Raw genomic sequence first — 23,512 nt, 5'->3', positions numbered from 1 at the left:
CGATGAAGACGAGAGGAAGACGCTGGATCGCGGCGAATGCCGTGCTTGTCCTGGCCGCGAGCAGCTGTGACGTCGTCTGGAACGATGTGTCAGGGGATTGTGAGCTGATGCTCACGTGCGGGCACTTCTTGCCGACGACCACGGGCGGCGGTGGAACGCCGAGCCCCACGTGCGAGGCGGATCCGACCGAGGACGCAAGCACGGTGAGTAATGAGTGCGCGGTGTTCGCGAGCGCGAGCGCGAAGCCGGGGGGAGACGGGACGAAGGACAAGCCGTACGCGTCGCTCGGGGAAGCGATCGCGAACGCGAAGGGCAAGCGGGTGCTGGCGTGCGCGGGCGGAGCGTTCGCGGAGAGCGTGACGATCGGGGCTGGGCTGGAGGTGATCGGGGGCTTCGACTGCGATTCCGAGTGGACGTGGAGCAAGGAGGCGCGGAGCGCGATCGAGGGACCGGCGGGCGCGGTGGCGTTGACGCTCGCGGAGGGGGCGAGCGGGGTGAAGGTGCGGAGCTTCTCGGTCCGTGCGGCGAGCGCGACGGAGCCGGGGGGATCGTCGATCGGCGTGGCGGTGGCGGACGTCGAGGCGGAGCTGGAGCAGGTCGATGTGACCGCGGGCGATGGTATGGATGGCACGAACGGCGAGACGCCGACGGAGGCGCCGCAGGCGGGCGCGAGCGCGTCGGCGGTGGTGTCGGAGGCGTGCGATGCGCCGAATCAGGTCTTCGGCGGCGATCCCGGAGTGACGATATGCGAGGACGGCGAGACGCGAGGCGGCGCCGGTGGGCCTGGCGGGATTACGGGAGAGGACGAGGGCAATGGGCAGAACGGTGCGGATGGTGCGCCGCTGCCCGAGCCGAACCCGAACAGCAGAGGGCTCGGAGGGCCGGGGCAAAAGGATGCCTCTGGTGAATGCGAGGCCGGCGCGAACGGCAAGAGCGGCGACCTCGGCAATGCTGGCACAGCCGGCAGCGGCACGACGCTGACATTGGCCGGCGTTACGGGCGGCGACGGCGGTAGCGGCACAACCGGGACGCGAGGTCAAGGGGGAGGAGGTGGTGGCGGTGCGAAAGCAGGGTTGTTCTGCTTGGGACCCGGAATGAGCACTGTTGACGGGGTAGGCGCCAGCGGAGGCGGGGGCGGCGCCGGCGGTTGCGGAGGCAAGGGAGGCGGCGGCGGGAAGGCCGGCGGGTCGAGCATCGGGATCGTGAGCCTGGGGACGAAGCTGGTGCTGAGGGAGGTGACCGTCGCGGTGGGCAAGGCGGGCAAGGGGGGAGATGGCGCAGGCGGGCGAGGCGGTGCTGCTGGGGGAAGCGGTGGAAGCGGCGGAGCGTCTTCCCCCCTCGGCGGCTCCATCGGCTGCGATGGCGGCCGAGGCGGCCAAGGCGGAACGGGCGGTCCCGGCGGCGGCGGCCGAGGCGGCCACGCGGTGGGGATCGCCTACGCGGTGGCGCCGAGCGCGGTGGTCGTGTTGAAGGACTTCTCCGAGGGGGCAGCGGGAGATGGCGGCAGGACGGCGCCAGGCGGGAACGCGGGCGTATCGGGGGCGAGCGGAGCATGCTGGGACTTCACGGCCAATGCGAGCTGCGGGCAGTGAGGTGAGAAAACGATGCTGTTGCGTGGCAATTCGGCAGCGCTCAACGGAATGCAGTAGGCAGGAAAACGAGCGCTGCGCGCCGTGAGCCGCTGAGCTGAAGGAGGCGACAAGAAATGAGTGGACGCACCCCGAGCTGGGGTGGTAGGGACCGGTTTGTCGCGGAGACGCGGCACGGTGGGCTGCCCGGCGCTTGCAATTTCGCCACCCAAGAGTGGAATGCCCAAGGCTCTGGCGGACGGACCGGAGATCTGCTGACTCCTTCTGCGTCGGGCCGCGAGAGCGGATGTTATCCGACGGTCGCTGAAGGCAGCCCGGCAGCAGATCGCTTTAACTTCGTGCGAGACCTGCCAGCCGCGATAGTGGCAAATCGGGTGCTCCGCCGTGCTGCGTCGAGAACCGCTGGCGGCGACGGGACCCCTCCCGCCCCGCGCGGAGCGCGGGGCTTGGGAGGGGCGGACCGCGCGCAGGCCCGAAGGGCCGAGCACGGGCCGGGGGTGGGCAGCTTTCTTCTGGCTGTCTTGCTGTGCTGTACGCCAGCGCGCACTGCATGGTGCGAGGAGCGCGGCCCATCGCCCGCCATGGAGGCGGAGGCGGCGCTCGAGTCTGCGTGGGAGCTGAGCCCGACGTTCGACGTGGCGTACAACCTCGGGAACACGAAGTACCAGATGAAGAAGCATCGGGAAGCAGCGCAGCATCTGTCGTATGCGCTGAGGAACTGGCCGCTGATCAAGGCGGCAGCGAGGCTGAAGCCGATAGCGGAGCAGCGACTGGCGGAGTCGCGGTCGCAGGTGGGGGCGGTGACGGTGACGGTCAGCGCGGCGGGAGCCGAGGTGCTGGTGGACGGCAAGGCCATGGGCAAGGCGCCGCTGGAGGGGGAGGTGTTTGTCGAGCCGGGCGAGCACTTGGTGGAGGCGAGGCTGGAAAGGTACGCGCCGACGAGCCAGACGGTGCGGGTGGAGAAGGCAGGGACGGCGAAGGTGGAGCTGGCCATGGTGCCGTTGCAGAGCGCGGTGGCGGAGGCGGCGCCGGGAGCGAACGCTGGGGCGGGGGACGGCGCGCCGGGGGCGCGGGCCGGCGCGCCTGCGGCGGAGCAGCCGCCGACGGGGCCGGGGGAGCCGGCAGCGCTGCCAGCGGAGAGGGACTGGGTGCCGGTGATCGCGCTGGGGGTGGCGAGCGTGGTGGGGCTCGGCGTGGGGATCGGGACGACGGTCGCGTCGAATAACGCGAGTAGAGACGTGGATGCACAGGGGCAGGCGATCCTCGATGCAGGAGGGCAGTGCAAGCAGCCGCCGAGCGCGTTCGCCGACCGTTGCTCCGGGCTGTATGATGCAGGTTCGCGGCAAGAAACATTCGGCAATGCGGCACGAGTAGCGTTCGTCGCATCGGGGGTGCTGGCGGTCGCCGCGGTGACGTATGCCCTGTGGCCCCAGGCGCAAGCACGGTCGGCAACATCGATACGTGTGTTGCCAGGTGTAAGCGCTCAGGGCGCAGGTGTCGCCGCATTCGGCGTCTGGTGACGAGCTCCAGAGAGAAGAAGATGAAACGCCAAACGAAGCAGCGAGCATGGGTGATCGTGGGGAGCGCCATCATGGTAGCCGGCTGTGATGGCCTGTGGCTCGATGTGACAGGGGACTGCAGGCGGATGCTGACGTGCGACGACCTCGTTCAAGCTGGCCAAGCCGGCAGCGGTGGGGTGACGCCATCGAGCTGCGTGCCGAATGAGAACGCGGACGCGGTGGAGAACGCATGCGGCGTGTTCGTGTCGGCGCGTGGCAACGACGAAGGCGCCGGGACGAAGGAGGCGCCCGTGAAGACGCTCCGCGAGGCCATCGCGCGGGCAGCGGAGCAGGGGGGCGCGGTGTACGCATGCGCGGAGGAGTTCAAGGAGGCGGCGGAGGTGCCCGCAGGCGTGGAGATCTTCGGCGGGCTCGATTGCGCGAGCGGCTGGAGGTGGATCGGCGAGACGGCGAAGACGGTCGTTGCACCCGACGAAGAGGCGACCGCGCTGAAGGTGATGCGAGGCGAAGGGACGGCGCGGATCGAGGACGTGTCGGTGCGCGCCGCGGATGCGCAGACGCCGGGAGCGTCGTCGATCGCGGTGCTGGTGGATGGTGCGGAGGCGGAGTTCGTGCGGTGCGAGCTGATCGCCGGGAACGGGGCGGACGGCGCGAAGGGCGAGGATGCGCCGAGCGAGATGCCGGCGCAGGCGCCGGCTGGGAATGCCGGAATTGATGCGTGCAGTGATCTGGATACGTCAGGCGCGCCCGATGAGACGCTACCGGGAGGAGCGCAGGTCGAAAATGTGTGTGACGGCGCGTTGTCGATCGGTGGGGAAGGGGGCGCTGGCAGGCTGAACAACGGTGGCAGTGGTGAGATTGGAGAGCCCGGCGCTCTGGGAGCGGCAGGTTCCGGAGAGCCAGCAGCAGGCGACTGGAGTTGTGCTGCCGGTGGCACGGGCCAGGGGGGCGACAACGGCACACCCGGCGAAGCTGGCCTTGCTGCGAGCGGTCTCGGCACGCTGAGCTCATCCGGCTACAAGGGCGTGAGCGGCGGAGCCGGCGAACCTGGCAAACCTGGTCAGGGTGGCGGAGGCGGAGGCGGCGCGAAGGGCGGCGCGGCGATCTGCCCAGGTGGCGCGCCGGGGGCTGGAGCGAGCGGGGGCAGCGGCGGAGCTGGCGGCTGCGGCGGGCTGCCCGGTCAAGGGGGCGGCCCTGGAGGCGCGAGCATCGCGCTGGCGAGCGTGGAGGGGAAGGTGACGCTGCAGGACTGCGTGCTGCAGGCGGGCAACGGAGGCAAAGGCGGTGCCGGCGGTGATTTGCAGCCAGGCGGCCTTGGTGGCCTCGGAGGCATCGGCGGCACGGGCGTGGGCGGCTCCAAAGCTGCGTGCGCTGGCGGGCAGGGAGGCCAGGGAGGCAACGGCGGACCAGGAGGAGGAGGGCTCGGCGGGCCGTCGCTGGCGATCGCGTACCGAGGCGAGGCAGTGAAGCAGGAGGGGAAGACGATGTTGCAAACCGGCACGGCGGGTGTAGGTGGGCCCGGCGGAAGCAGCAACATGACGGAGAACGCGGGCATGGCGGGCGTGGTGGCGATGGAGCAGGAGTTTCCGTGAGGCTTCGCTGAGCTCCCGGGGCGTCGCGTAGAACGACGCCCCGCCGCCGCAAGAAAAGGAGGTGCTGGCGATCACAGGAGGCGTGATCGGAGGGCGGAGGTGTACCCATGGGGAAGCTGCGAGGTGCAGAGCGGTCTCCGCCGGCGCTTCGGCCCCGACGAGCGCCGCGGAAAGTGAAGACAGACGCGTGATCCCGTGGCAATTCGGCAGGGCTGATCGTAAAGGAGCGAAAGTTATAGGTATTCAGGAAGAAGCCGCTTGGCGAGCCTCTCCGGTACTGGCAGAATCGGCGCCGTTCGGTCCCGAGGAGCCCCCTGCCGATGCGTCGAAAGTCCCACCGAGACGAGAGTCCTCCCTCTGGCGTGCGCTCCAACCTGAGCGGGCTGGGAGAGTGGGAGCGGAGGATGGTGCGGAAGCTCGGCCTCGAGGACATCGACTGGGATCCGGAGCAGTACTGCGAGCACTGCATCGCGAAGCGAGCGGCTCGTGGAGAGGCCGTGGCGGAGGTCGCGCCGCCGTCGGACAGCCGTCCGAAGCTGCGGGCGAGCCTCGGCTGGGCGAAGACCCCGGCTGTGGCGCGGAGTCCAAAAGGGTGGAGCAAGCGCGGCGGTAAGCTGACGCTGATCAAGCTCGTGAGGGCGGCGCGTCGCGAGCGCAAGGATTCCTGAGCGCAACGCTCCGCCTCGGGGGCGCCTGCTCAAGTGAGGCAGCGTTGACGGCCTGCGCGCGCTGACGAGGCGCGGCAGCGCCATGACGCGCGGCGTTGCGCGATAAACACGACTCGGACGCACCGCGGGCGTGGCGCGTCCTGACTCGGCTCGTCCCTGCGGCGGGCGCGCGAGGTGGATGATGGTGTGCCCAACACTCGCCATAGAGGCAGGGGTGGATGCCCCTGCGTCGAGGTGTCGTGCGAGGAGCGAAGAGAGCTCTGGTGCGTTGCGTTGCCTGGGGCTGTTCGTTGTTGCCGATGGGATAGGTGGAGATGTCGTCTCTCGCACTGCCATGGAGATGGTGCACGCATGTGTCGAGAGGGACAGCGTGGACGATGGTTGTGCTGGTGAGAGGGCTGCGGTGCAATGCCGTGATGAAGTGCGGCTGATGATGAGCCCGCGTCGATCGAGTGGCTGCCGCTCCGAGAGCGATGGCCCGGAGCCGGGGCGAGACGGCAGGCGCGTGAGCTTCGCGGGTGTGCTGCTGGCGCCCGGGGCGGCGTACATGGCCTATATCGGCAATATGCGCGTCTACCGATTCCGTGGCGGAAGGCTGGAGGAGCGGACACGTGATGACGCTGTGCTTGACGGTGGGGTGTTGGAAGGAACCGTCTCACCGGATGCGCTGGCCATATTGGCCCAACATGCGAACACAGCGATTCGCGCGCTCGGCTGCGAGGCAGCGGTGAAGATGAAGACCCAGGTAGAGAGGGCCGAATCCGGTGACATTTTTCTCATGTGCTCGGCAGCGCTTTGGGGTGCTGTGCCCAAGCGCCGTATAAGAGGCATCCTTGCGGCGCACCGTGAGCTGCGCCTCGCGGCAAGCTTGCTGATGGAGTGTGCTCACGAGCACGGCGAGTGCGAGTCCGAGCACGTGACGTGCATCCTGGCGCGCGTCGGCGACATCTGAGAGCTAGAACTCCTGAGGAGGAGCGGTGCGCAAGCGCGAGAGGGCAGCGAGGCGAGCGCAGGAGATCCCCTCCCGTCCCGCGCGTAGCGCGGGACTTGGGAGGGGCGGGCGGCGCGCAGGCGCGCAGCGCCGAGCACCGACCGGGGGTGGGCATCATCTTGTTCTGGCTTCTTCTTCCTCCTCCTCTCTTCTGTACACGATACGCGGGCTGGGGGTGTGGTGATGGCGGGGGGAGCGCTGCAGCCCGGGGATGTGTTCCTGGACTACCGGATCCGAGCGGTGATCGACGCGGGCGGGATGGGTGAAGTGTACGAGGCGGTGGAGGACTACTCGGACGACGTGGTGGCGATCAAGTGCATGTCGCCGCGGCACATGAGGAGAGCGGACTTCGCGAGGCGGTTCCGGCAAGAGTGCAAGTTCTATCCGAAGCTGAAGCATCCCAACATCGTGAGGATGAGGAAGGCCGGGGTGTCGCCGGACGAGGTGGCGTACATCGTGATGGATTACCTCGAGGGGCGCACGCTGAGGAAGCTGCTCAACAAGGCGTACCGGCTGGATTTCCTGAGCGCGATGCACGTGATGCTGCAGGTGGCGGACGCGATGACGTTCGTGCACTCGAAGGGGATATGGCACCGCGACCTGAAGCCCGAGAACATCATGGTGGGCTCGAAGGGGGACGCGAAGGGCCATGTGTGGCTGCTGGACTTCGGGATAGCGAAGTTCGCGGACGGAGGGATGAACACGGACGACCTGCCGGACGTGGGGACGGTGAGGTACATCTCGCCGGAGCAGGTGAGGCTGCTGTACACGAGCGGGAAGAAGGCAGAGCGCGCGAAGCCGGACGGGCGGACGGATATCTACGCGTTCGGGGCGATTTTCTATGAGGTGCTGACAGGGAAGCACCTGTTTCTGGACGACAGCGTGCCGGCGAGCGCGGAGGAAACGCTGACAGGGCACCTGGTGGCGGCGCCGGAGCCGGTGCACGAGATCGTGCCGGATTGCCCCGAGTACGTGTGGCCCGTGGTGGAGCGGTGCATCGCGATCGATCTGGAGGAGCGGTATCCGAGGTTCGATGAGGTGGCGCGGGACCTGAGGGCGCTGCTGCGGGATACGGTGCCCGCGGGGCACGTGCTGGCGCGGCGGCTGGCGCAGGAGCGGATGAAGGCGGAGCGGCGGGCGGCGTTCGCCGGGGTGGAGATGGGGGACGAGAGCGCGCCGGTGGAGGAGGCGGGCGCGGGCGTGGCGGGCGCGGGCAAGGGGGCGGCGGGCGAGGAGGAGACGGAAGAGGCGAGGGCGCCGGGCGACGGCGAGAGCGGGAGCGGGAGCGGGAGCGAGGGGGGCGAGATGGCGCGGGTGAGCGAGAGCGGGAGCGAGCAGGAGAAGAGGGCGCGGCGAGTGGTGCACGGGGAGACGGCGCCGCTGGAGCGGTTCGTGGCGCCGGAGAGCCCGCTGCCGTTCGTGCCGGCGTCGCGCGGGGCGGCGCGGGTGCCGCGGGGGCGCGGGGTGGGGTACACGGAGCCGCTGCCGTCGACGCTGCCGCCGCTGCCGGTGCGGGCCGGCGGGGGCGCGGCGCGGCGGGAGGCGACGGCGGTGCTGGGGGGGTCGTGGGCGGAGAGGACGGGGCAACGCGGGGGGCCGCCGCCGATGCCGGTGACGGGAGGGCAGGTCGCGGTGCCGCCGCCGATGCCGGTGACGGGAGGGCAGGTCGCGGTGCCGCCGCCGATGCCGCCAATGCCGGTGAGGGGCGAGCAGTACGCAGCGCCGCCTGCGATGCCGGTGAGGGGTGAGCCCTACGCAGCGCCGCCGCCGATGCCGGTGAGGGGCGAGCCCTACGCAGCGCCGCCGCCGATGCCGGTGATGGAGACCCAGCGAGCCGTGGCGCTGCCGCCGGTGGCGGAGAGGGGGCTGCAGCGAGCGGTGACGCCGCCGCCGCTGCCGGTGATGGGCGGGCAGTACGCGGCGCCGCCGCCGGCGATGGCGCCGATGCCGGTGACAGGGGGACAGTACGCGGCGCCGCCGGTGATGCCGGTGACAGGGGAGCAGCGAGCAGTGCCGCCGCCGATGCCGGTGATGGACATGCAGCGAGCGGCGCTGCGGCCGTTGCCCCAGGCGAGAGCGCAGCACGACGCGGCGACGCCGCCGCTGGCGCAGTTTGCGGCGCAGTCCGCGACGCCGCCGCTGCCGATGGCGCCGCTTGCAGGGCCGTACGCGGCGGCGCCGCCGATCGCGGAAGCGCCGACGGCGCCGAGCGCGGTCGCGCCGGCAGGCGGGCCAGCGTCGGGATCGTTGCAGAGAGAGACGCCGAGGACGCCGGCGGCGATGATCGCGCATCCGCGGCGAGCGATGCGGCCGTACCTGCTGGCGCCGCTGATCGCGCTGGGGCTGACGGCGGCGGGCCTGGGCATTGCGCTGGGGATCCGAGCGATGGACGACGCGGCGCCGGAGCCGGAAGCGTCCGTGACGCCGGCCGAGAGCGCGACGGCAAGCGCGGCGTCGGCGTCGGCGGCGGTCGCGCCGGCTCCGCCAGAGGAGACGGTCTCCGCGGCGCCCGCGCCGGAGGCGACCGCGAGCGCCGCGGAAACGAGCGCGGCCGAGGCGGCTGCGGAGGCCGAAGCGGCTGCGGAGGCCGAGGCGGCTGCGGAAGCCGAGGCGACTTCGCAGCAGCAGCCGACGGTGCCGGCGAGGCCCGCGTCAGCGGCTACGGATGACGCCGAGGAGGTCTACGGAGAGGAGAGCTCCTCGGAGGAGATCTACCCGATGCCGAGGCGGCAGAAGCCGTCGTTCCTGCGGGTGCTGTCGGAGGAGAAGAAGAAGGCGGCGCCGGCGAAGCGAGGGAACGCGAAGCCGACGCGCTCGTGTCCTGCGTTCGGGTGCGAGCCGGAGTTCTAGTCGCTGAGGAGCAAGGCAACGACCATGGGCAGCAACAAGGACAGCGACGACATCCGACAGTACCTGCCGGACCTGGACAGCATCCGGCGCGAGGCGGATCCGCACGTGGCGGAGCGGAAGCTGCGGCAGGCGCTCAACAACCCGGAGCTGGATCGGGCGCTGACCGAGATGCAGCAGCACACGACGACGGGGCAGCCGGTGTTCAAGTCCCAGGTGGTGCGCGCGATGACGCAGCAGCCGGGCGCGATGACGCCGCAGCACGGCGCGGTGCCGCAGCATGGCGCGGTGCCGCAGCACGGCGCGGTGCCGCAGCATGGCGCGGTGCCGCAGCATGGCGCGATGGTGCCGCCGCACGGTGCAGTGCCGCTGCACGGTGCAGTGCCGCAGCACCGCGCGGTGGCGGCGCAGCACGGCGCGATGGTGCCACAGCACGGCGCGGCACCGCAGCACAGCGCGACGGCGCCGCTCGGTGCAGGGATTCCGCAACGCACGGCGGCGCAGCAGGGCGCGATAGCGCCCAGCCAGTGGGCGGACCGGGGGCTGCCGCCGATCGACAAGTCGTTGCTGCCCTCGTCGTTGCTGCCGCACACGGCGCCGCCGGTCGCGACACCGAAGCCGCCGGAGGCCGCGCCCGCGGCCGCCGAGCGCCGAGGGGGGATGCCATGGTGGCTGATCGCCCTGCTCGCGGTGCTCGCGCTGAGCATGCCGTTCGTGACGTGGACGATCGCGCGGCGAGGCGCGCCGGCGAACGAGCAGAAGCCCGCGCCGCGGTCGAGCGGGGCGCCGGCGCGGAGCGTGATGGCGCCAGCGCCGCCGGTCGCCTCGGAGCTGCCGACGCCGGCACCGGCGGAAACGGTCGACGGCGAACCGTCGGGAGCGCCGGAGCCGGTCGAACCGAGCCTCGACGATGTCGCGAGCGAGAGCGACCGGCCCGCGCCTGCGCCGCAAGCGCCCGCGCGGGCGGCGCCGCGTCTCCCGCCGGCGCCGGCCATGCCGGTGCCGGCCGAGCCGCCGCAGAACGAAGACTGGATGGAGTGAAACCGCGTGGAGTCATGATGATGAACAGCCGATCGCTTGCTCTGTTGCTCTCAGCCGCGACCCTGATCGCAGCGCCCGGCGTCGCTGCCGCGCAGCCTGCGGCACCGCAGGAGACGTCTGCCAGTGGCGATGCCGCGAAGCGCGCCGATGCGCTCGTCGACAAGGCCAAACGCCTCTACCTGGGCGGGAAGTACGAAGAAGCGGAAGCGACGCTCATGTCGGCGTGGGAGCTGAACCCGACGTTCGATGTGGCGTACAACCTCGGGAACACGAAATACCAGCTGAAGAAGCACCGGGAAGCCGCGCAGTACCTGTCGTTCGCGCTGAGGAACTGGCCGTTGCTGAAGAGCGTGGCGAAGCTGAAGCCGACGGCGGAGCAGCGGCTCGCGGAGTCGCGTGCGCAGGTGGGGGCGGTGACCGTCGCGGCCAGCGCGGTGGGGGCAGAGGTGCTGGTCGACGGCCAGGTCGTGGGTCGGGCGCCGCTGGAGGGGGAGGTGTTTGTCGAGCCGGGCGAGCACCAGGTGGAGGCGAGGCAGCAAGGGTACGCGCCGGCGAGCCAGACGGTGCGGGTGGAGAAGGCGGGCACGGCGAAGGTGGAGCTGGCCATGGTGCCGTTGCAGAGCGCGGTGGCGGAGGCGGCGCCGGGAGCGAACGCTGGGGCGGGGGAGAGCGCGCCGGGGGCTGGGGCTGGTGCGCTTGTGGCGGAGCAGCCGCCGGCGGGGCCGGTGGAGCCGGCTGCGCCGCGGGAAGAGAGGAGCTGGGTGCCGGTGATCGCGCTGGGCGCGGCGAGCGTGGTGGGGCTCGGCGTGGGGGTGGGGATGACAGTGGCGTCGAACAGCGCGAGCGCGGATGGGCGCGCGCAGGCAGATGCGATCCTCAAAGCCGGCGGCGGCTGCCCGGATGCGCCGCCCGCATATGAGGGGTCATGCGCTGATCTTCGGAGTACGGCCTCGCGCGTCGACACGTTCGGGCGTGCAGCGACCGTGGCCTATGCGGCGTCGGGGGTGCTGGCCATCGCAGCCGTGACCTACGCGCTGTGGCCGCGTCAGCAGGCCATGGCGTCGGGCGAGGTGCGTGCTCTGCCCGAGGCGCGCATCGGGTACGGGGGATTTGTGGTGCAGGGCGCATGGTGAAGAGCCGACACGAGGGTGCAATGAAGAGGAATCGAGTGCGCTGGAAGCTGTGCTCCTTGGGGCTCGTCGTCTGGTCCGCGGGGTGTGACACGGTGTGGAGCAACGTGGCGGAAGATTGCGAGTTCACCCTCACGTGCGAGCATCACCGCGGGCTGTGGGGAGGCACGGGCGGCGGTGGGACGCCGGATCCCACCTGCGAGGCAGATCCGACCGAGGACGCAAGCACGGTGCGTGACGAGTGCGCGGTGTTCGCGAGCGCGAGCGCGGAGCCGGGGGGAGATGGGACGAAGGAGAAGCCGTACGCGTCGCTCGGGGAAGCGATCGCGAACGCGAAGGGCAAGCGGGTGCTGGCGTGCGCGAGCGGGGCGTTCGCGGAGAGCGTGACGATCGGGGCTGGGCTCGAGGTGATCGGGGGCTTCGACTGCGACGCCGAGTGGACGTGGAGCGAGGAGGCGCGGAGCGCGATCGAGGGACCGGCGGGCGCGGTGGCGTTGACGCTCGCGGAGGGGGCGAGCGGGGTGAAGGTGCGGAGCTTCTCGGTCCGTGCGGCGAGCGCGACGGAGCCGGGGGGATCGTCGATTGGCGTCGCGGTGGCGGACATCGAGGCGGAGCTGACGCAGGTGGACGTGACGGCGGGCGATGGGATGGATGGCGTGAACGGCGAGACGCCGACGGAGGCGCCGCAGGCAGGCGCGAGCGCGTCGGCGGTGGTGTCGGAGGCGTGCGATGCGCCGAATCAGGTCTTCGGCGGCGATCCCGGAGTGACGACATGCGAGGACGGCGAGACGCGAGGCGGCGCCGGTGGGCCTGGCGGGATTACGGGAGAGGACGAGGGCAAGGGGCAGAACGGTGCGGATGGTGCGCCGCTGCCCGAGCCGAACCCCAGGGCGGGCGCATCAAAACTAACATAAAAACAATGACTTAAACTCGCTCGTGGCCGGCTGGTCGGGGCTGGCGGCCGAACACAGCGACATGTCGTGTGGCAGATCTCGGGGCATGGCACCGTTCATCGAGCACTTCGCATCGCTGCCCGACCCGCGCGTCGTCGGGCGATCTGACCACAAACTGCTGGACATCATTGCCATCGCTATCCTCGGCACGATCTGCGGGGCGGAGGGCTGGGACGACTTCGCCGACTTCGGTGAGTGCAAGCATGGCTGGCTGAAGACGTTTCTGGACCTGCCGGCAGGCATCCCGAGCGCTGATACGTTCCGTCGGGTCCTGAGCGCGCTCGACCCCGAGGCGTTCAGCGCTTGCTTCGTGGCCTGGATGCAGGCGCTGGTCGGCTCGCCCGACGGTAAGCTGGTGGCGATCGATGGCAAGACGGCTCGCCGATCGTTCGACCGTGCCGCCGAGCGCTCGCCGCTGCACCTGGTCAGCGCCTGGGTTCAGCAGAACAGCCTGACGCTCGGTCAGGTGGCGACCGACCCCGAGTCGAACGAGATCACGGCCATCCCGAAACTGCTCGGCATGCTGAATCTTCGAGGTGCCACGGTGACCATCGACGCCATGGGAACCCAGAAGGAAATTGCCCAGGGAATTGTCGACAGGGGAGCCGCCTATCTGCTCGCTCTCAAAGCGAATCAGACCAAGCTCTATGAGCAAGTCGCTCAGATCTTCTCCGAGGCCGGCACCGGCTTCTTTTCGCTTGTAAAGCACACGGTGCACGAGACGGTCGAAGAGGGACACGGGAGGCGTGAGCGGCGGCGCGTCTGGACCACGACGGACCTGAGCCGGATCACGGAGGCACCGAAGTGGCCGGGCCTGCGGAGCATCACGATGGTCGAACGGGAACGCCAGGCCGGCCCCGGCGGTGAGCTCACGTCCGAGAGGCACTATTTCATCAGCTCGAGCGCACGCACTGGAGCCAAAGCGATGGCATCGTTGATTCGTGCGCACTGGTCGATCGAAAATCGATGCCATTGGGTGCTCGATGTCGCATTCCGCGAGGATGAAAGCCGCGTTCGAGCCGGGCAGGAGAACATCGGGCTGCTGCGCAAGATTGCTCTCAATCTCCTGAAGCAAGACCAGACCACCAAGCGTGGGATTGCCGCAAAACGAAAGAAAGCTGGATGGAACCACGACTACCTGCTGCGCGTCCTCTCCGGAACCATTCCTCCAGGTTAGACGCGCCCGCCCTGAGCCGAACCCGAACAGCAGAGGGCTCGGAGGGCCGGGGCAAAAGGATGCCTCTGGTGAATGCGAGGCCGGCGCGAACGGCAAGAGCGGCGACCTCGGCAATGCTGGCACAGCCGGCAGCGGCACGACGCTGACATTGGCCGGCGTTACGGGCGGCGACGGCGGTAGCGGCACAACCGGGACGCGAGGTCAAGGGGGAGGAGGTGGTGGCGGTGCGAAAGCAGGGTTGTTCTGCTTGGGACCCGGAATGAGCACTGTTGACGGGGTAGGCGCCAGCGGAGGCGGGGGAGGCGCTGGCGGTTGCGGCGGGAAGGGAGGTGGCGGCGGGAAGGCCGGCGGGTCGAGCATCGGGATCGTGAGCCTGGGGACGAAGCTGGTGCTGACCGAGGTGACCGTTGCCGTGGGCAAGGCAGGTAAGGGCGGGGATGGCGCTGGCGGGCGAGGCGGCGGGCTCGGGGGGAGCGGCGGGACCGGTGGTACTCCTTCGACCCTCGGTGGCTCGGCTGGTTGCCGTGGCGGGGACGGCGGCCAAGGCGGAACGGGCGGTCCCGGTGGCGGCGGCCGAGGCGGCCACGCGGTAGGGATCGCCTACGCGGTGACGCCGAGCGCCGCGGTCGCGTTGAAGGACTTCTCCGAGGGGGCAGCGGGTGACGGCGGCAGGACGGCGCCAGGCGGAAACGCGGGCGTATCGGGGGCGAGCGGAGAATGCTGGGACTTCACGGCCAATGCGAGCTGCGGGCAGTGAGGTGAGAAAACGATGCTGTTGCGTGGCAAATCGGCAGCGCTCAACGGAATGCAAAAGGCAGGAAAACGAGCGCTGCGCGCCGTGAGCCGCTGAGCTGAAGGAGGCAACAAGAAATGAGTGGACGCACCCCGAGCTGGGGTGGTAGGGACCGTTTTGTCGCGGAGACGCGGCACGGTGGGCTGCCCGGCGCTTGCAACCTCGCCACCCAAGAGTGGAATGCCCAAGGCGCGGGCGGACGGACCGGAGATCTGCTGACTCCTTCTGCGTCGGGCCGCGAGAGCGGATATTATCCGACGGTCGCTGAAGGCAGCCCGGCAGCAGGTCGCTTTTGCTCTTCGCGAGGGCTGCGCGTCGTGGCTGTGGCAGGTCAGGCGCGCCGCGGCGCTGCATCGAGAGCCGCCGGCGGCGACGGGACCCCTCCCGTCCCGCGCGAAGCGCGGGGCGTGGGAGGGGCGGACCGCGCGCAGGCCCGAAGGGCCGAGCACGGGCCGGGGGTGGGCAGCTTTCTTCTGGCTGTCCTGCTGTGCTGTACACCAGCGCGCACTGCATGGTGCGAGGAGCGCAGCTCGTCGCCTGCCATGGAGGCGGAGGCGGCGCTCGAGTCTGCGTGGGAGCTGAGCCCGACGTTCGACATGGCGTACAACCTCGGGAACACGAAGTACCAGATGAAGAAGCATCGGGAAGCAGCGCAGCACCTGTCGTATGCGCTGAGGAACTGGCCGCTGATCAAGGCGGCAGCGAGGCTGAAGCCGATAGCGGAGCAGCGGCTCGCGGAGCAGCGGCTCGCGGAGTCGCGGCCGCTGGTGGGGGCGGTGACCGTAGCGGTCAGCGCGGCGGGAGCCGAGGTGCTGGTGGACGGCAAGGCCATGGGCAAGGCGTCGCTGGAGGGGGAGGTGTTTGTCGAGCCGGGCGAGCATCAGGTAGAGGCGCGGCTGCAAGGGCACGCGCCGGCGAGCCAGACGGTGCGGGTGGAGAAGGCAGGGACGGCGAAGGTGGAGCTGGCGATGGCGCTGCTGCAGAGCGAGGCGACGGAGGCAGCGCGGGGAGCGAGCGCGGAGGCGGGGGACGGCGCGCCGGGGGCGCGGGCCGGCGCGCTTGCGGCGGAGCAGCCGCCAGCGGGGCCGGTGCAGCCGGCAGCGCTGCCGGAGGAGAGGAGCTGGATGCCGGTGATCGCGCTGGGCGCGGCGAGCGTGGTGGGGCTCGGCGTGGGGATCGGGATGACGGTCGCGGGGAGCAATGTGCTCGACGACGTCCATGCGCAGAGGCAGGCGATCAGGAACTCTGGAGGGCAGTGCACGAAGCCGTCGGCAGCATTCGTCGACGACTGTGCAGAGCTGAGCGGTACCGGAGAGCGAGTGGATATGCTCGGTCATGTGGCTGGCGCCGCGTACGTTGCATCGGGCGTGCTTGCCGCCGCGGCGCTGACCTATGCGTTGTGGCCGCGTGATGAAGCCGGTGCTGCGGGACAGCCGCGCGTGGTTGCCACCGCGCATCCCTTGGGCGCTGGCGTTGTCGTGGTCGGTACGTGGTGAAGGGCTCGGGAGAGGACGCGATGAAGACGAGAGGAAGACGCTGGATCGCGGCGAATGCCGTGCTTGTCCTGGCCGCGAGCAGCTGTGACGTCGTCTGGAACGATGTGTCAGGGGATTGTGAGCTGATGCTCACGTGCGGGCACTTCTTGCCGACGACCACGGGCGGCGGTGGAACGCCGAGCCCCACGTGCGAGGCGGATCCGACCGAGGACGCAAGCACGGTGAGTAATGAGTGCGCGGTGTTCGCGAGCGCGAGCGCGAAGCCGGGGGGAGACGGGACGAAGGACAAGCCGTACGCGTCGCTCGGGGAAGCGATCGCGAACGCGAACGGCAAGCGGGTGCTGGCGTGCGCGAGCGGGGCGTTCACGGAGAGCGTGACGATCGGGGCTGGGCTGGAGGTGATCGGGGGCTTCGACTGCGACGCCGAGTGGACGTGGAGCGAGGAGGCGCGGAGCGCGATCGAGGGACCGGCGGGCGTGGTCGCGCTGACGCTCGCGGATGGCGCGAGCGGGGCGAAGGTGCGGAGCTTCTCGGTCCGTGCGGCGAGCGCGACGGAGCCGGGGGGATCGTCGATCGGCGTGGCGGTGGCGGACGTCGAGGCGGAGCTGGAGCAGGTCGATGTGACCGCGGGCGATGGTATGGATGGCACGAACGGCGAGACGCCGACGGAGGCGCCGCAGACAGGAGCGGCCGCAGGAGCCGCATCGAATGCGTGCGAGGTGGCCGTCTACGGCGGCGAGCCCGGCGTGACGATGTGCCAAGACGGCGAGACAGGGGGCGGCGTTGGAGGGCTAGGCGGGAGCCCAGGGCAAGACGACGGCAACGGGCAGAGCGGGGCGGATGGCGTGCCGTTGCTGGACCCGAATCCCGACGAGTACGGCCTCGGCGGCGTGGGTCAAACGAATGCGGCAGGCAACTGCCGGCAGGGAGAGCCCGGCGCCCCCGGCGCCTCCGGCGGAGCGGGCGCCGCCGGAAGCGGTGCCACGCTGACGCTGACCGGCATCGTCGGCGGCGACGGCGGCAGCGGCACAACCGGGAAGCGAGGTCAAGGGGGTGGTGGCGGCGGGGGCGCGAAAGCAGGGCTGTTCTGCGGGCCCGTAGCGAACCCGATCGACGGTCCCGGCGCGAGCGGGGGCGGGGGCGGCGCCGGCGGTTGCGGAGGCAAGGGAGGCGGCGGCGGGAAGGCCGGCGGGTCGAGCATCGGGATCGTGAGCCTGGGGACGAAGCTTGTACTGACGGAGGTGACCATCGCGGTGGGTAAGGCGGGCAAGGGGGGAGATGGCGCAGGCGGGCGAGGCGGCGGTCTTGGAGGTAGCGGCGGGACCGGTGGCACACCTTCACCCCTGGGTGGCTCGGCTGGTTGCGATGGCGGTCGAGGCGGCCAAGGCGGAATGGGCGGTCCCGGCGGCGGCGGCCGAGGCGGCCACGCGGTGGGGATCGCCTACGCGGTGACGCCGAGCGCGGCGGTCGCGTTGAAGGACTTCACCGAGGGGGCAGCGGGAGATGGCGGCCGCACGGCTCCAGGCGGGAACGCGGGCACATCGGGGGCGACTGGAGAATGCTGGGACTTCACGGCCAATGCGAGCTGCGGGCAGTGAGGTGAGAAAACGATGCTGTTGCGTGGCAATTCGGCAGCGCTCAGCGGAATGCAATAGGCAGGAAGACGAGCGTTGCGCGCCGTGAGCCGCTGAGCTGAAGGAGCCGACAAGAAATGAGTGGACGCACCCCGAGCTGGGGTGGTAGGGACCGTTTTGTCGCGGAGACGCGGCACGGTGGGCTGCCCGGCGCTTGCAACCTCGCCACCCAAGAGTGGAATGCCCAAGGCGCGGGCGGACGGACCGGAGATCTGCTGAACCCTTCCGCATCGGGCCGCGAGAGCGGATGTTATCCGACGGTCGCAGAAGGCAGCCCGGCAGCAGATCGCTTTTGCTCTTCGCGAGAGTTGCCCGTCGTGGCTGTGGCAGGTCAGGCGCGCCGCGGCGCTGCGTCGAGAGCCGTGGGCGGCGACGGGACCCCTCCCGTCCCGCGCGAAGCGCGGGGCGTGGGAGGGGCGGACCGCGCGCAGGCCCGAAGGGCCGAGCACGGGCCGGGGGTGGGCAGCTTTCTTCTGGCTGTCTTGCTGTGCTGTACGCCAGCGCGCACTGCATGGTGCGAGGAGCGCGGCCCATCGCCCGCCATGGAGGCGGGGGCGGCGCTCGAGTCTGCGTGGGAGCTGAGCCCGACGTTCGATGTGGCGTACAACCTCGGGAACACGAAATAGGAACACGAAGTATTCGCTGAAGACGCACCCCGGGAGTTTCCGTGAGCCACCGCCGAGGTCCCGGAGCGCCGTCGAGAGGGACGTGCCGCTGCCGCAAAAGGCGGTGTCGGCGATCACAAGAGGCGCGATCGGAGGGCAGAGGGTTCCCCGAGGCGGACGTGCACCGCGGCGAGCGGCGTCTGGTAGAACCTCGTCCCCGATGAGCGCTGCGGAAAGTGAGGGTGACACACGATTCTGTGGCAATTCGGCAGCGCTGATCGTAAGGGAGCGAAAGTTATAGGTATTCAGGAAGAAGACCCTTGGCGAGCCTCTCCGGTACTGGCAGAATCGGCGCCGTTCGGTCCCGAGGAGTCCCCCTGCCGATGCGTCGCAAGTCCCGCCGAGACGAGAGTCCTCCCTCCGGTGTGCGCTCCAACCTGAGCGGGCTGGGAGAGTGGGAGCGGAGGATGGTACGGAAGCTCGGCCTCGAGGACATCGACTGGGATCCGGAGCAGTACTGCAAGCACTGCATCGCGAAGCGAGCGGCTCGCGGAGAGGCGGTGGCGGAGGTCGCGCCGTCATCGGACAGCCGTCCGAAGCTGCGGGTGAGCCTCGGCTGGGCGAAGACCCCGGCTGTGGCGCGGAGTCCAAAAGGGTGGAGCAAGCGTCGCGGCAAGCTGACGCTGGTGAAGCTCGTGAGGGCGGCGCGTCGCGAGCGCCAAGATTCCTGAGCGCAACGCTCCGCCTCGGGGGCGCCGGTTCGAGCGAGGCTGCGTTGACGACCTGCGCGCGCTGACGAGGGGCGCGCATCGCTGCGACGTGCGGCATCGCGCGATAGAGAGGATCCGGCGCATCGCGGGCATGGTGCGCCCTGGCTCGGCTCGTCCTTGCGGCGGGCGCGCGAGGTGGATGATGGGATGTCCAGCGCTCGCCATCGAGGCTGGGGCGGATGCCTCCGTGTGTCGGGCGCGGCAGGTACAATGAAGAGCGCCCTGGTGCGTTGCCTTGCCTGGGACTCTTCCTGATCGCCGGTGACCTCGGCGGAGAGGTCATCTTCTGGTTTGCCATCGAGAGGGTGCATGTGATGTCAAGCTCGATATCGAGGGCGATGCTCGTGCCGGTGCGGTGATGGCACCGCGATTGCCGGGATGAAGCGCGGCTGATCCTGTGCCCGCGTCGATCGAGGAGCAGCTTGTCCGAGGGCGGTCTACGGCGACGATCGGCATGGCATCGAGATCCGGGTGAACGACGCCGCGCCGGGGACGACGGCAACACCGCTGGGACCGGAGGCGCAGCCTCGCGCGACCTGCGCGCCTCCCCCTCATCATTGCTCCCGCCCGAGCGCCCGGCTGCCGTGCCGTGCCATCCCGGCCGCGGCGCCACGCCAGCCGCGGCGCCATCCCGGCCGCGGCGCCACGCCGGCCGCGGTGCCACGCCGGCCGCGGTGCCATCCCGGCCGCGGCGCCATGCCGGCCGCGGCGCCACGCCGGCCGCGGCGCCACCGAGGCGTACCATGGCCTACCCGCACACGCCTCGGGCCTGCTACCCTCCGCCCCCGTGGCGATTACGACCGATTTCCTCGTCATCGGCAGTGGTGTTGCTGGCCTCACGTTCGCACTCGAGGCGGCCGAGCACGGCGAGGTGGTGATCATCACCAAGCGGTCGCGCGACGAGTCCAACACGAAGTACGCGCAGGGAGGCATCGCCGCGGTCTTCGCCCCGGACGACTCGTTCGAGGCGCACGTCGCCGACACGCTCGAGGCCGGGGCAGGCCTCTGCCACGACGTGGTCGTCGAGATCTGCGCCCGGGAGGGGCCCGAGCGGGTGCGCGAGCTCATCGCGCGCGGCGCCCAGTTCGATCACGACAACGGCCGGGTGAGCCTCGGGCGTGAGGGCGGGCACTCCGCGCGGCGCATCGTCCACGCCGCCGACGCCACGGGCATGGAGATCGAGCGCGCCCTCCTCGAGCAAGCCCGGAAGAGCCCGAACATCCGCTTCGCCGAGCACCACACCGCCATCGACCTCATCATGCTCTCGCGCTTCGGCGGGCCGGACGTCTGCGCCGGCGCCTACGTGCTCGACGAGACCGGCGCCGCGCTCGACCCCGGCGCGCCGCGCCCGCCCGCGCCCCGCGACCCGGAGCGGCCCGCGACCCGGCACCGCCCGGCGTCGAGGCCGCACATCGTCGAGACCTACCTCGCCCGGGCGACCGTGCTCGCGACCGGCGGCGCGGGCAAGGTCTACCTCTACACGACGAACCCCGACGTCGCGACCGGCGACGGCGTCGCCATGGCCTACCGGGCCGGCGCCGAGATCGCGAACATGGAGTTTTACCAGTTCCACCCGACCTGCCTGTTCCACCCGGAGGCGAAGAGCTTCCTCGTGAGCGAGGCGCTGCGCGGCGAGGGGGCCATCCTGCGGCTGCCCGACGGCACCGCCTTCATGGCCAGCCACGATCCGCGCAAGGACCTCGCGCCGCGCGACATCGTGGCGCGGGCCATCGACTTCGAGATGAAGCGGACCGGCTCGGACTACGTGCTGCTCGACATCACCCACCGGCCGGCGAGCTTCGTCCGCGAGCACTTCCCGACCATCCACGCCCAGTGCCTCCGCTACGGCATCGACATCACCTCGCAGCCGATCCCCGTCGTGCCGGCCGCCCACTACATGTGCGGCGGCATCACCACCGACCTGTACGGCAGGACCACGATCCCCGGGCTCTGGGCGATCGGCGAGTGCACGTGCACCGGCCTCCACGGCGCCAACCGGCTCGCCTCGAACTCCCTGCTCGAGGGGCTCGTCTTCGGCCACCGCGCCGCCGCGCGCCTCTCCGCGCAGATCGGCGACCTGCGGAAGAGCCCGTTCCCCGCCGTGCCCGAGTGGCAGGTCGGCAATGCGGTCGCGAGCGACGAGGAGGTCGTCGTCGCGCACAACTGGGACGAGCTGCGCCGGACCATGTGGAACTACGTCGGCATCGTCCGGTCCGACGCCCGCCTCCGGCGCGCCGCCCGGCGCATCGCCCTCCTCCAGGAGGAGATCCGCGACTACTACTGGAAGCACCTCGTGACGCGGGATCTGCTCGAGCTGCGCAACATCGCCACCGTGGCCGAGCTCATCGTCGGCTGCGCCTCCGCGCGGCACGAGAGCCGGGGGCTGCACTCGACCATCGACTACCCGGAGACGAGCGACCGCTACGGTTCAGATACGGTCGTGAAGCGGGGCGTCCTGCCCTATCTGCGAGGTCGATGAGCGATCCGTCTCGCGGCGCCTCCGAGCGTCCGCCCAGCGATGGAGGGCCCCTCTTCCGGGGAGGGGACGAAGGGGGAGGGCGCGCGGCGCGCCCCATGTCGATCCCGGCGGCCGGCGGCTGGACGGCGGCGGTCTCGTTCCTGTTCCTGTGGCTGCTCGGCGTGACCGCCTCCGCCCGAGCCCACGGGGAGCTCGACACGATCAGCGCCTTCGCGTGCCAGGCGGCGGCGTACCTGCTCGGGCTCTTCGGCGTGCTCCAGGTCCACGCCCCGCGCGCGTCGATCCGCGATCTGCTCGGGGTGCGGAGGACGCACGCGGCGTTCTACCCGCTGGCGATCGCGCTCGGCTTCGCGCTCGAGGGGCCCATCACCGCCCTGTACGGGGCGATCGAGCGGCGCTGGCCGTCCGGGGGCAGCGACGCCGATCTCGTCCGGCTCTTCACCGAGGCGAGCGCGCCCGAGCGGGTCGCGCTCGGCCTGATCTTCATCGCGCTCGGCCCGGCGCTGGAGGAGGTCTTCTTCCGCGGGGCGCTCGCCCGGCCGCTGCTCCGGAGGCACGGCGCCCCGCTCGTGATCGCGGTCACGTCGGTGCTCTTCGCCGTGGCCCACCTCGAGTGGCAGAAGTTCTTGCCGATCGGGCTCTTCGGCGCGGCGCTCGGCGTGCTCCGCGTCGCGAGCGGGTCGCTCGTGCCGCCCATCCTGCTGCACGCGACCTACAACGCCATCCAGTGCTTCTCGCTCATCTCCGCGGCGCGCTCCGGGCCGGAGACCGCGGCGCCCGTCGAGGCAGACGCGGCGCTCTCCGCGGCCGCCCCGACGCCGGCGTGGCTCGTGGCGGTCGGCTCCGGTTGCGCGCTCGGGTTGATCGCGCTCGCCTGCGTCCTCGGCCACCGCGCCGAGGGGGCGGTCCGCGCGAGGGAAAAGGACACTCCATGATGCCGGCTGTCGAGGGCCAGGGCGGCGGCGAGCGCCGATCCGCGCAGATTGCAGCAGGGGACCCCGAGGTTCGATCCATGCACGACGCAGCAGGGGACGGCGAGGGCCGCCCCCCCCACGACGCCGGGGCGAACGGCGAGGGACGCGCCCCCCAGGACGGGCCGGGGCGGGCCCGCGTCAGCCTCTGCCTGCCCGGGGGCGGCCTGACGGGCGCGCTCTACCAGATCGGCGCGCTCGCGGCGCTCGAGGACGGGGTCGACGGGATCGACAACCAGAGCTTCTCGCTCTACCTCGGGCACGGCAGCGGCGCCGCGGTGGCCGCGGCCCTCGCCGGCGGCATCCCCATCGAGCGGCTCTACCGCGCCCTGCTCGACCCGGTCGACAACTTCTTCCCGCTGGAGCGCGGCCACCTGCTCTGCATCGACGTCGGCGAGTGGCGGCGCGCGCTCACCACGAGCGTGGTCGCGCTCCGCCATGCGATCGTCCGGCTCACGACCCGGGGCGACGCGGCCCCGAACGCCCCGACGCAGCAATACGTGCTCGAGCAGCTCGATCGCTTCAACGACTCGCTCCCCGCGGGCCTGTTCAAGCTCGACCGCTACGAGCGGTTCCTCGCCGAGTTCTTCCTGCGGCGCGGCATCCCGAACTCGTTCCGAGCGATGCCGCGGACGCTGCGCATCCCGACGCACGATCTCGACTCGGGCGAGCGCGTGGTGTTCGGCGCCGAGGGGTTCGACGACGTCCCCGTGTCGCTCGCCTGCGCGGCGTCGCTCGCGCTCCCGCTGTTCTTCTCGCCGGTCCGCGTCGACCACCGCCACTACCTCGACGGCGGCCTCGGGCACGTGGCGCACCTCGATCTCGCGCAGGCCGCCGGGGCGGAGCTCACGATCGTCGTGAGCCCGCTCGTGCCGGTCTCCACCGCGCACCGCCCGGTCCCGACCGGGCACGGTGTGCGCGAGAGCGTGCGCGACAAGGGGATGCTCTGGATCTTCAACCAGGCGATGCGGATCGGCGCGCACGCGCGGCTCCACCAGGACGTGGGGCGGACGCTCGCCGAGGGGAAGATGCAGGTCCTCGTGCTCGAGCCCGCGCCGAACGACGCGCTGCTGTTCCTGCACAACCCCGCCAACCTGCGGGCGCGGCGGGCCATCCTGGAGTACGCGTACCGCACGACGCGCGAGCGCATCGCGGTGTGGATGGAGAAGAACCGCGCCGTGGTCGAGGCGATGGGGTGGCACGAGGCCCGCGCCTCGGGCGCGCCGGCCGGGTGAGGGCGCGGCCGGGTGGTGGCC

At 70.9% G+C, this 23,512-nt stretch carries 16 protein-coding genes; all 16 read left to right on the top strand.

The window, feature by feature from the left end:
* Nucleotides 1-2: 2 nt before the first annotated feature.
* The 16 genes from WMF31_RS32865 (at nt 3) to WMF31_RS32790 (ending at nt 23,491) form a co-directional block, all read left to right on the top strand.
* Nucleotides 3-1,592: a hypothetical protein gene (locus WMF31_RS32865; protein WP_436605730.1), complete on the top strand. Its 1,590-nt coding sequence runs from the start codon at nt 3-5 to the stop codon at nt 1,590-1,592.
* A gap of 578 nt (nt 1,593-2,170) precedes the next feature.
* Complete coding sequence (locus WMF31_RS32860) at nt 2,171-3,109, top strand: PEGA domain-containing protein (protein WP_436605729.1); 939 nt, start codon at nt 2,171-2,173, stop codon at nt 3,107-3,109.
* Between the two features lie 392 nt (nt 3,110-3,501).
* Nucleotides 3,502-4,701, top strand: coding sequence for a PGRS family protein (locus WMF31_RS32855; RefSeq protein WP_436605728.1), 1,200 nt, complete (start codon nt 3,502-3,504; stop codon nt 4,699-4,701).
* A gap of 404 nt (nt 4,702-5,105) precedes the next feature.
* Nucleotides 5,106-5,369: a hypothetical protein gene (locus WMF31_RS32850; protein WP_436605727.1), complete on the top strand. Its 264-nt coding sequence runs from the start codon at nt 5,106-5,108 to the stop codon at nt 5,367-5,369.
* A 370-nt stretch (nt 5,370-5,739) separates the two neighbouring features.
* The gene (locus WMF31_RS32845; protein WP_436605726.1) at nt 5,740-6,321 is read left to right on the top strand and encodes a PP2C family protein-serine/threonine phosphatase; all 582 of its coding nucleotides are present in this window, start codon (nt 5,740-5,742) and stop codon (nt 6,319-6,321) included.
* A gap of 222 nt (nt 6,322-6,543) precedes the next feature.
* The gene (locus WMF31_RS32840; RefSeq protein ID WP_436605725.1) at nt 6,544-9,210 is read left to right on the top strand and encodes a protein kinase domain-containing protein; all 2,667 of its coding nucleotides are present in this window, start codon (nt 6,544-6,546) and stop codon (nt 9,208-9,210) included.
* A gap of 24 nt (nt 9,211-9,234) precedes the next feature.
* The gene (locus tag WMF31_RS32835) at nt 9,235-10,248 is read left to right on the top strand and encodes a hypothetical protein (protein WP_436605724.1); all 1,014 of its coding nucleotides are present in this window, start codon (nt 9,235-9,237) and stop codon (nt 10,246-10,248) included.
* Between the two features lie 14 nt (nt 10,249-10,262).
* Complete coding sequence (locus WMF31_RS32830) at nt 10,263-11,381, top strand: PEGA domain-containing protein (protein WP_436605723.1); 1,119 nt, start codon at nt 10,263-10,265, stop codon at nt 11,379-11,381.
* Between the two features lie 20 nt (nt 11,382-11,401).
* A complete protein-coding gene (locus WMF31_RS32825; protein WP_436605722.1) occupies nt 11,402-12,292 on the top strand; it encodes a hypothetical protein in 891 nt (296 codons plus the stop codon).
* A gap of 85 nt (nt 12,293-12,377) precedes the next feature.
* A complete protein-coding gene (locus WMF31_RS32820) occupies nt 12,378-13,508 on the top strand; it encodes an ISAs1 family transposase (protein ID WP_436601070.1) in 1,131 nt (376 codons plus the stop codon).
* 1,251 nt (nt 13,509-14,759) lie between these two features.
* Nucleotides 14,760-15,797 (top strand): PEGA domain-containing protein, encoded by a 1,038-nt coding sequence (locus WMF31_RS32815; protein WP_436605721.1) that lies wholly within the window; start codon nt 14,760-14,762, stop codon nt 15,795-15,797.
* A gap of 20 nt (nt 15,798-15,817) precedes the next feature.
* Entirely contained in the window at nt 15,818-17,395 is a 1,578-nt protein-coding gene (locus WMF31_RS32810; protein ID WP_436605720.1) for a hypothetical protein, read from the top strand.
* Nucleotides 17,396-18,503: 1,108 nt separating this feature from the next.
* Nucleotides 18,504-18,767, top strand: coding sequence for a hypothetical protein (locus WMF31_RS32805; RefSeq protein WP_436605719.1), 264 nt, complete (start codon nt 18,504-18,506; stop codon nt 18,765-18,767).
* 826 nt (nt 18,768-19,593) lie between these two features.
* Nucleotides 19,594-21,285, top strand: a complete 1,692-nt coding sequence (locus WMF31_RS32800) for an L-aspartate oxidase (protein ID WP_129345325.1) — start codon at nt 19,594-19,596, stop codon at nt 21,283-21,285.
* Nucleotides 21,286-21,380: 95 nt separating this feature from the next.
* Entirely contained in the window at nt 21,381-22,220 is an 840-nt protein-coding gene (locus tag WMF31_RS32795) for a CPBP family intramembrane glutamic endopeptidase (protein ID WP_436605718.1), read from the top strand.
* A gap of 77 nt (nt 22,221-22,297) precedes the next feature.
* Nucleotides 22,298-23,491 (top strand): patatin-like phospholipase family protein, encoded by a 1,194-nt coding sequence (locus tag WMF31_RS32790; protein ID WP_436605717.1) that lies wholly within the window; start codon nt 22,298-22,300, stop codon nt 23,489-23,491.
* Nucleotides 23,492-23,512: the final 21 nt, after the last annotated feature.

Source organism: Sorangium sp. So ce1036 (assembly GCF_051369805.1).
Classification (GTDB): domain Bacteria; phylum Myxococcota_A; class Polyangia; order Polyangiales; family Polyangiaceae; genus Sorangium; species Sorangium cellulosum_F.
Note: the sequence above shows the minus strand (reverse complement) of the source record. Positions and strands in the feature narration are given on the sequence as shown.

Bases quoted from the DNA above. Each gene is read 5' to 3' on its own strand.
- WMF31_RS32865 (WP_436605730.1), top strand. From the start codon at position 3: ATGAAGACGAGAGGAAGACGCTGGATCGCGGCGAATGCCGTGCTTGTC.
- WMF31_RS32860 (WP_436605729.1), top strand. From the start codon at position 2,171: ATGGAGGCGGAGGCGGCGCTCGAGTCTGCGTGGGAGCTGAGCCCGACG.
- WMF31_RS32850 (WP_436605727.1), top strand. From the start codon at position 5,106: ATGGTGCGGAAGCTCGGCCTCGAGGACATCGACTGGGATCCGGAGCAG.
- WMF31_RS32840 (WP_436605725.1), top strand. From the start codon at position 6,544: ATGGCGGGGGGAGCGCTGCAGCCCGGGGATGTGTTCCTGGACTACCGG.
- WMF31_RS32835 (WP_436605724.1), top strand. From the start codon at position 9,235: ATGGGCAGCAACAAGGACAGCGACGACATCCGACAGTACCTGCCGGAC.
- WMF31_RS32830 (WP_436605723.1), top strand. From the start codon at position 10,263: ATGATGATGAACAGCCGATCGCTTGCTCTGTTGCTCTCAGCCGCGACC.
- WMF31_RS32825 (WP_436605722.1), top strand. From the start codon at position 11,402: ATGAAGAGGAATCGAGTGCGCTGGAAGCTGTGCTCCTTGGGGCTCGTC.
- WMF31_RS32820 (WP_436601070.1), top strand. From the start codon at position 12,378: ATGGCACCGTTCATCGAGCACTTCGCATCGCTGCCCGACCCGCGCGTC.
- WMF31_RS32810 (WP_436605720.1), top strand. From the start codon at position 15,818: ATGAAGACGAGAGGAAGACGCTGGATCGCGGCGAATGCCGTGCTTGTC.
- WMF31_RS32805 (WP_436605719.1), top strand. From the start codon at position 18,504: ATGGTACGGAAGCTCGGCCTCGAGGACATCGACTGGGATCCGGAGCAG.
- WMF31_RS32795 (WP_436605718.1), top strand. From the start codon at position 21,381: ATGTCGATCCCGGCGGCCGGCGGCTGGACGGCGGCGGTCTCGTTCCTG.
- WMF31_RS32790 (WP_436605717.1), top strand. From the start codon at position 22,298: ATGCACGACGCAGCAGGGGACGGCGAGGGCCGCCCCCCCCACGACGCC.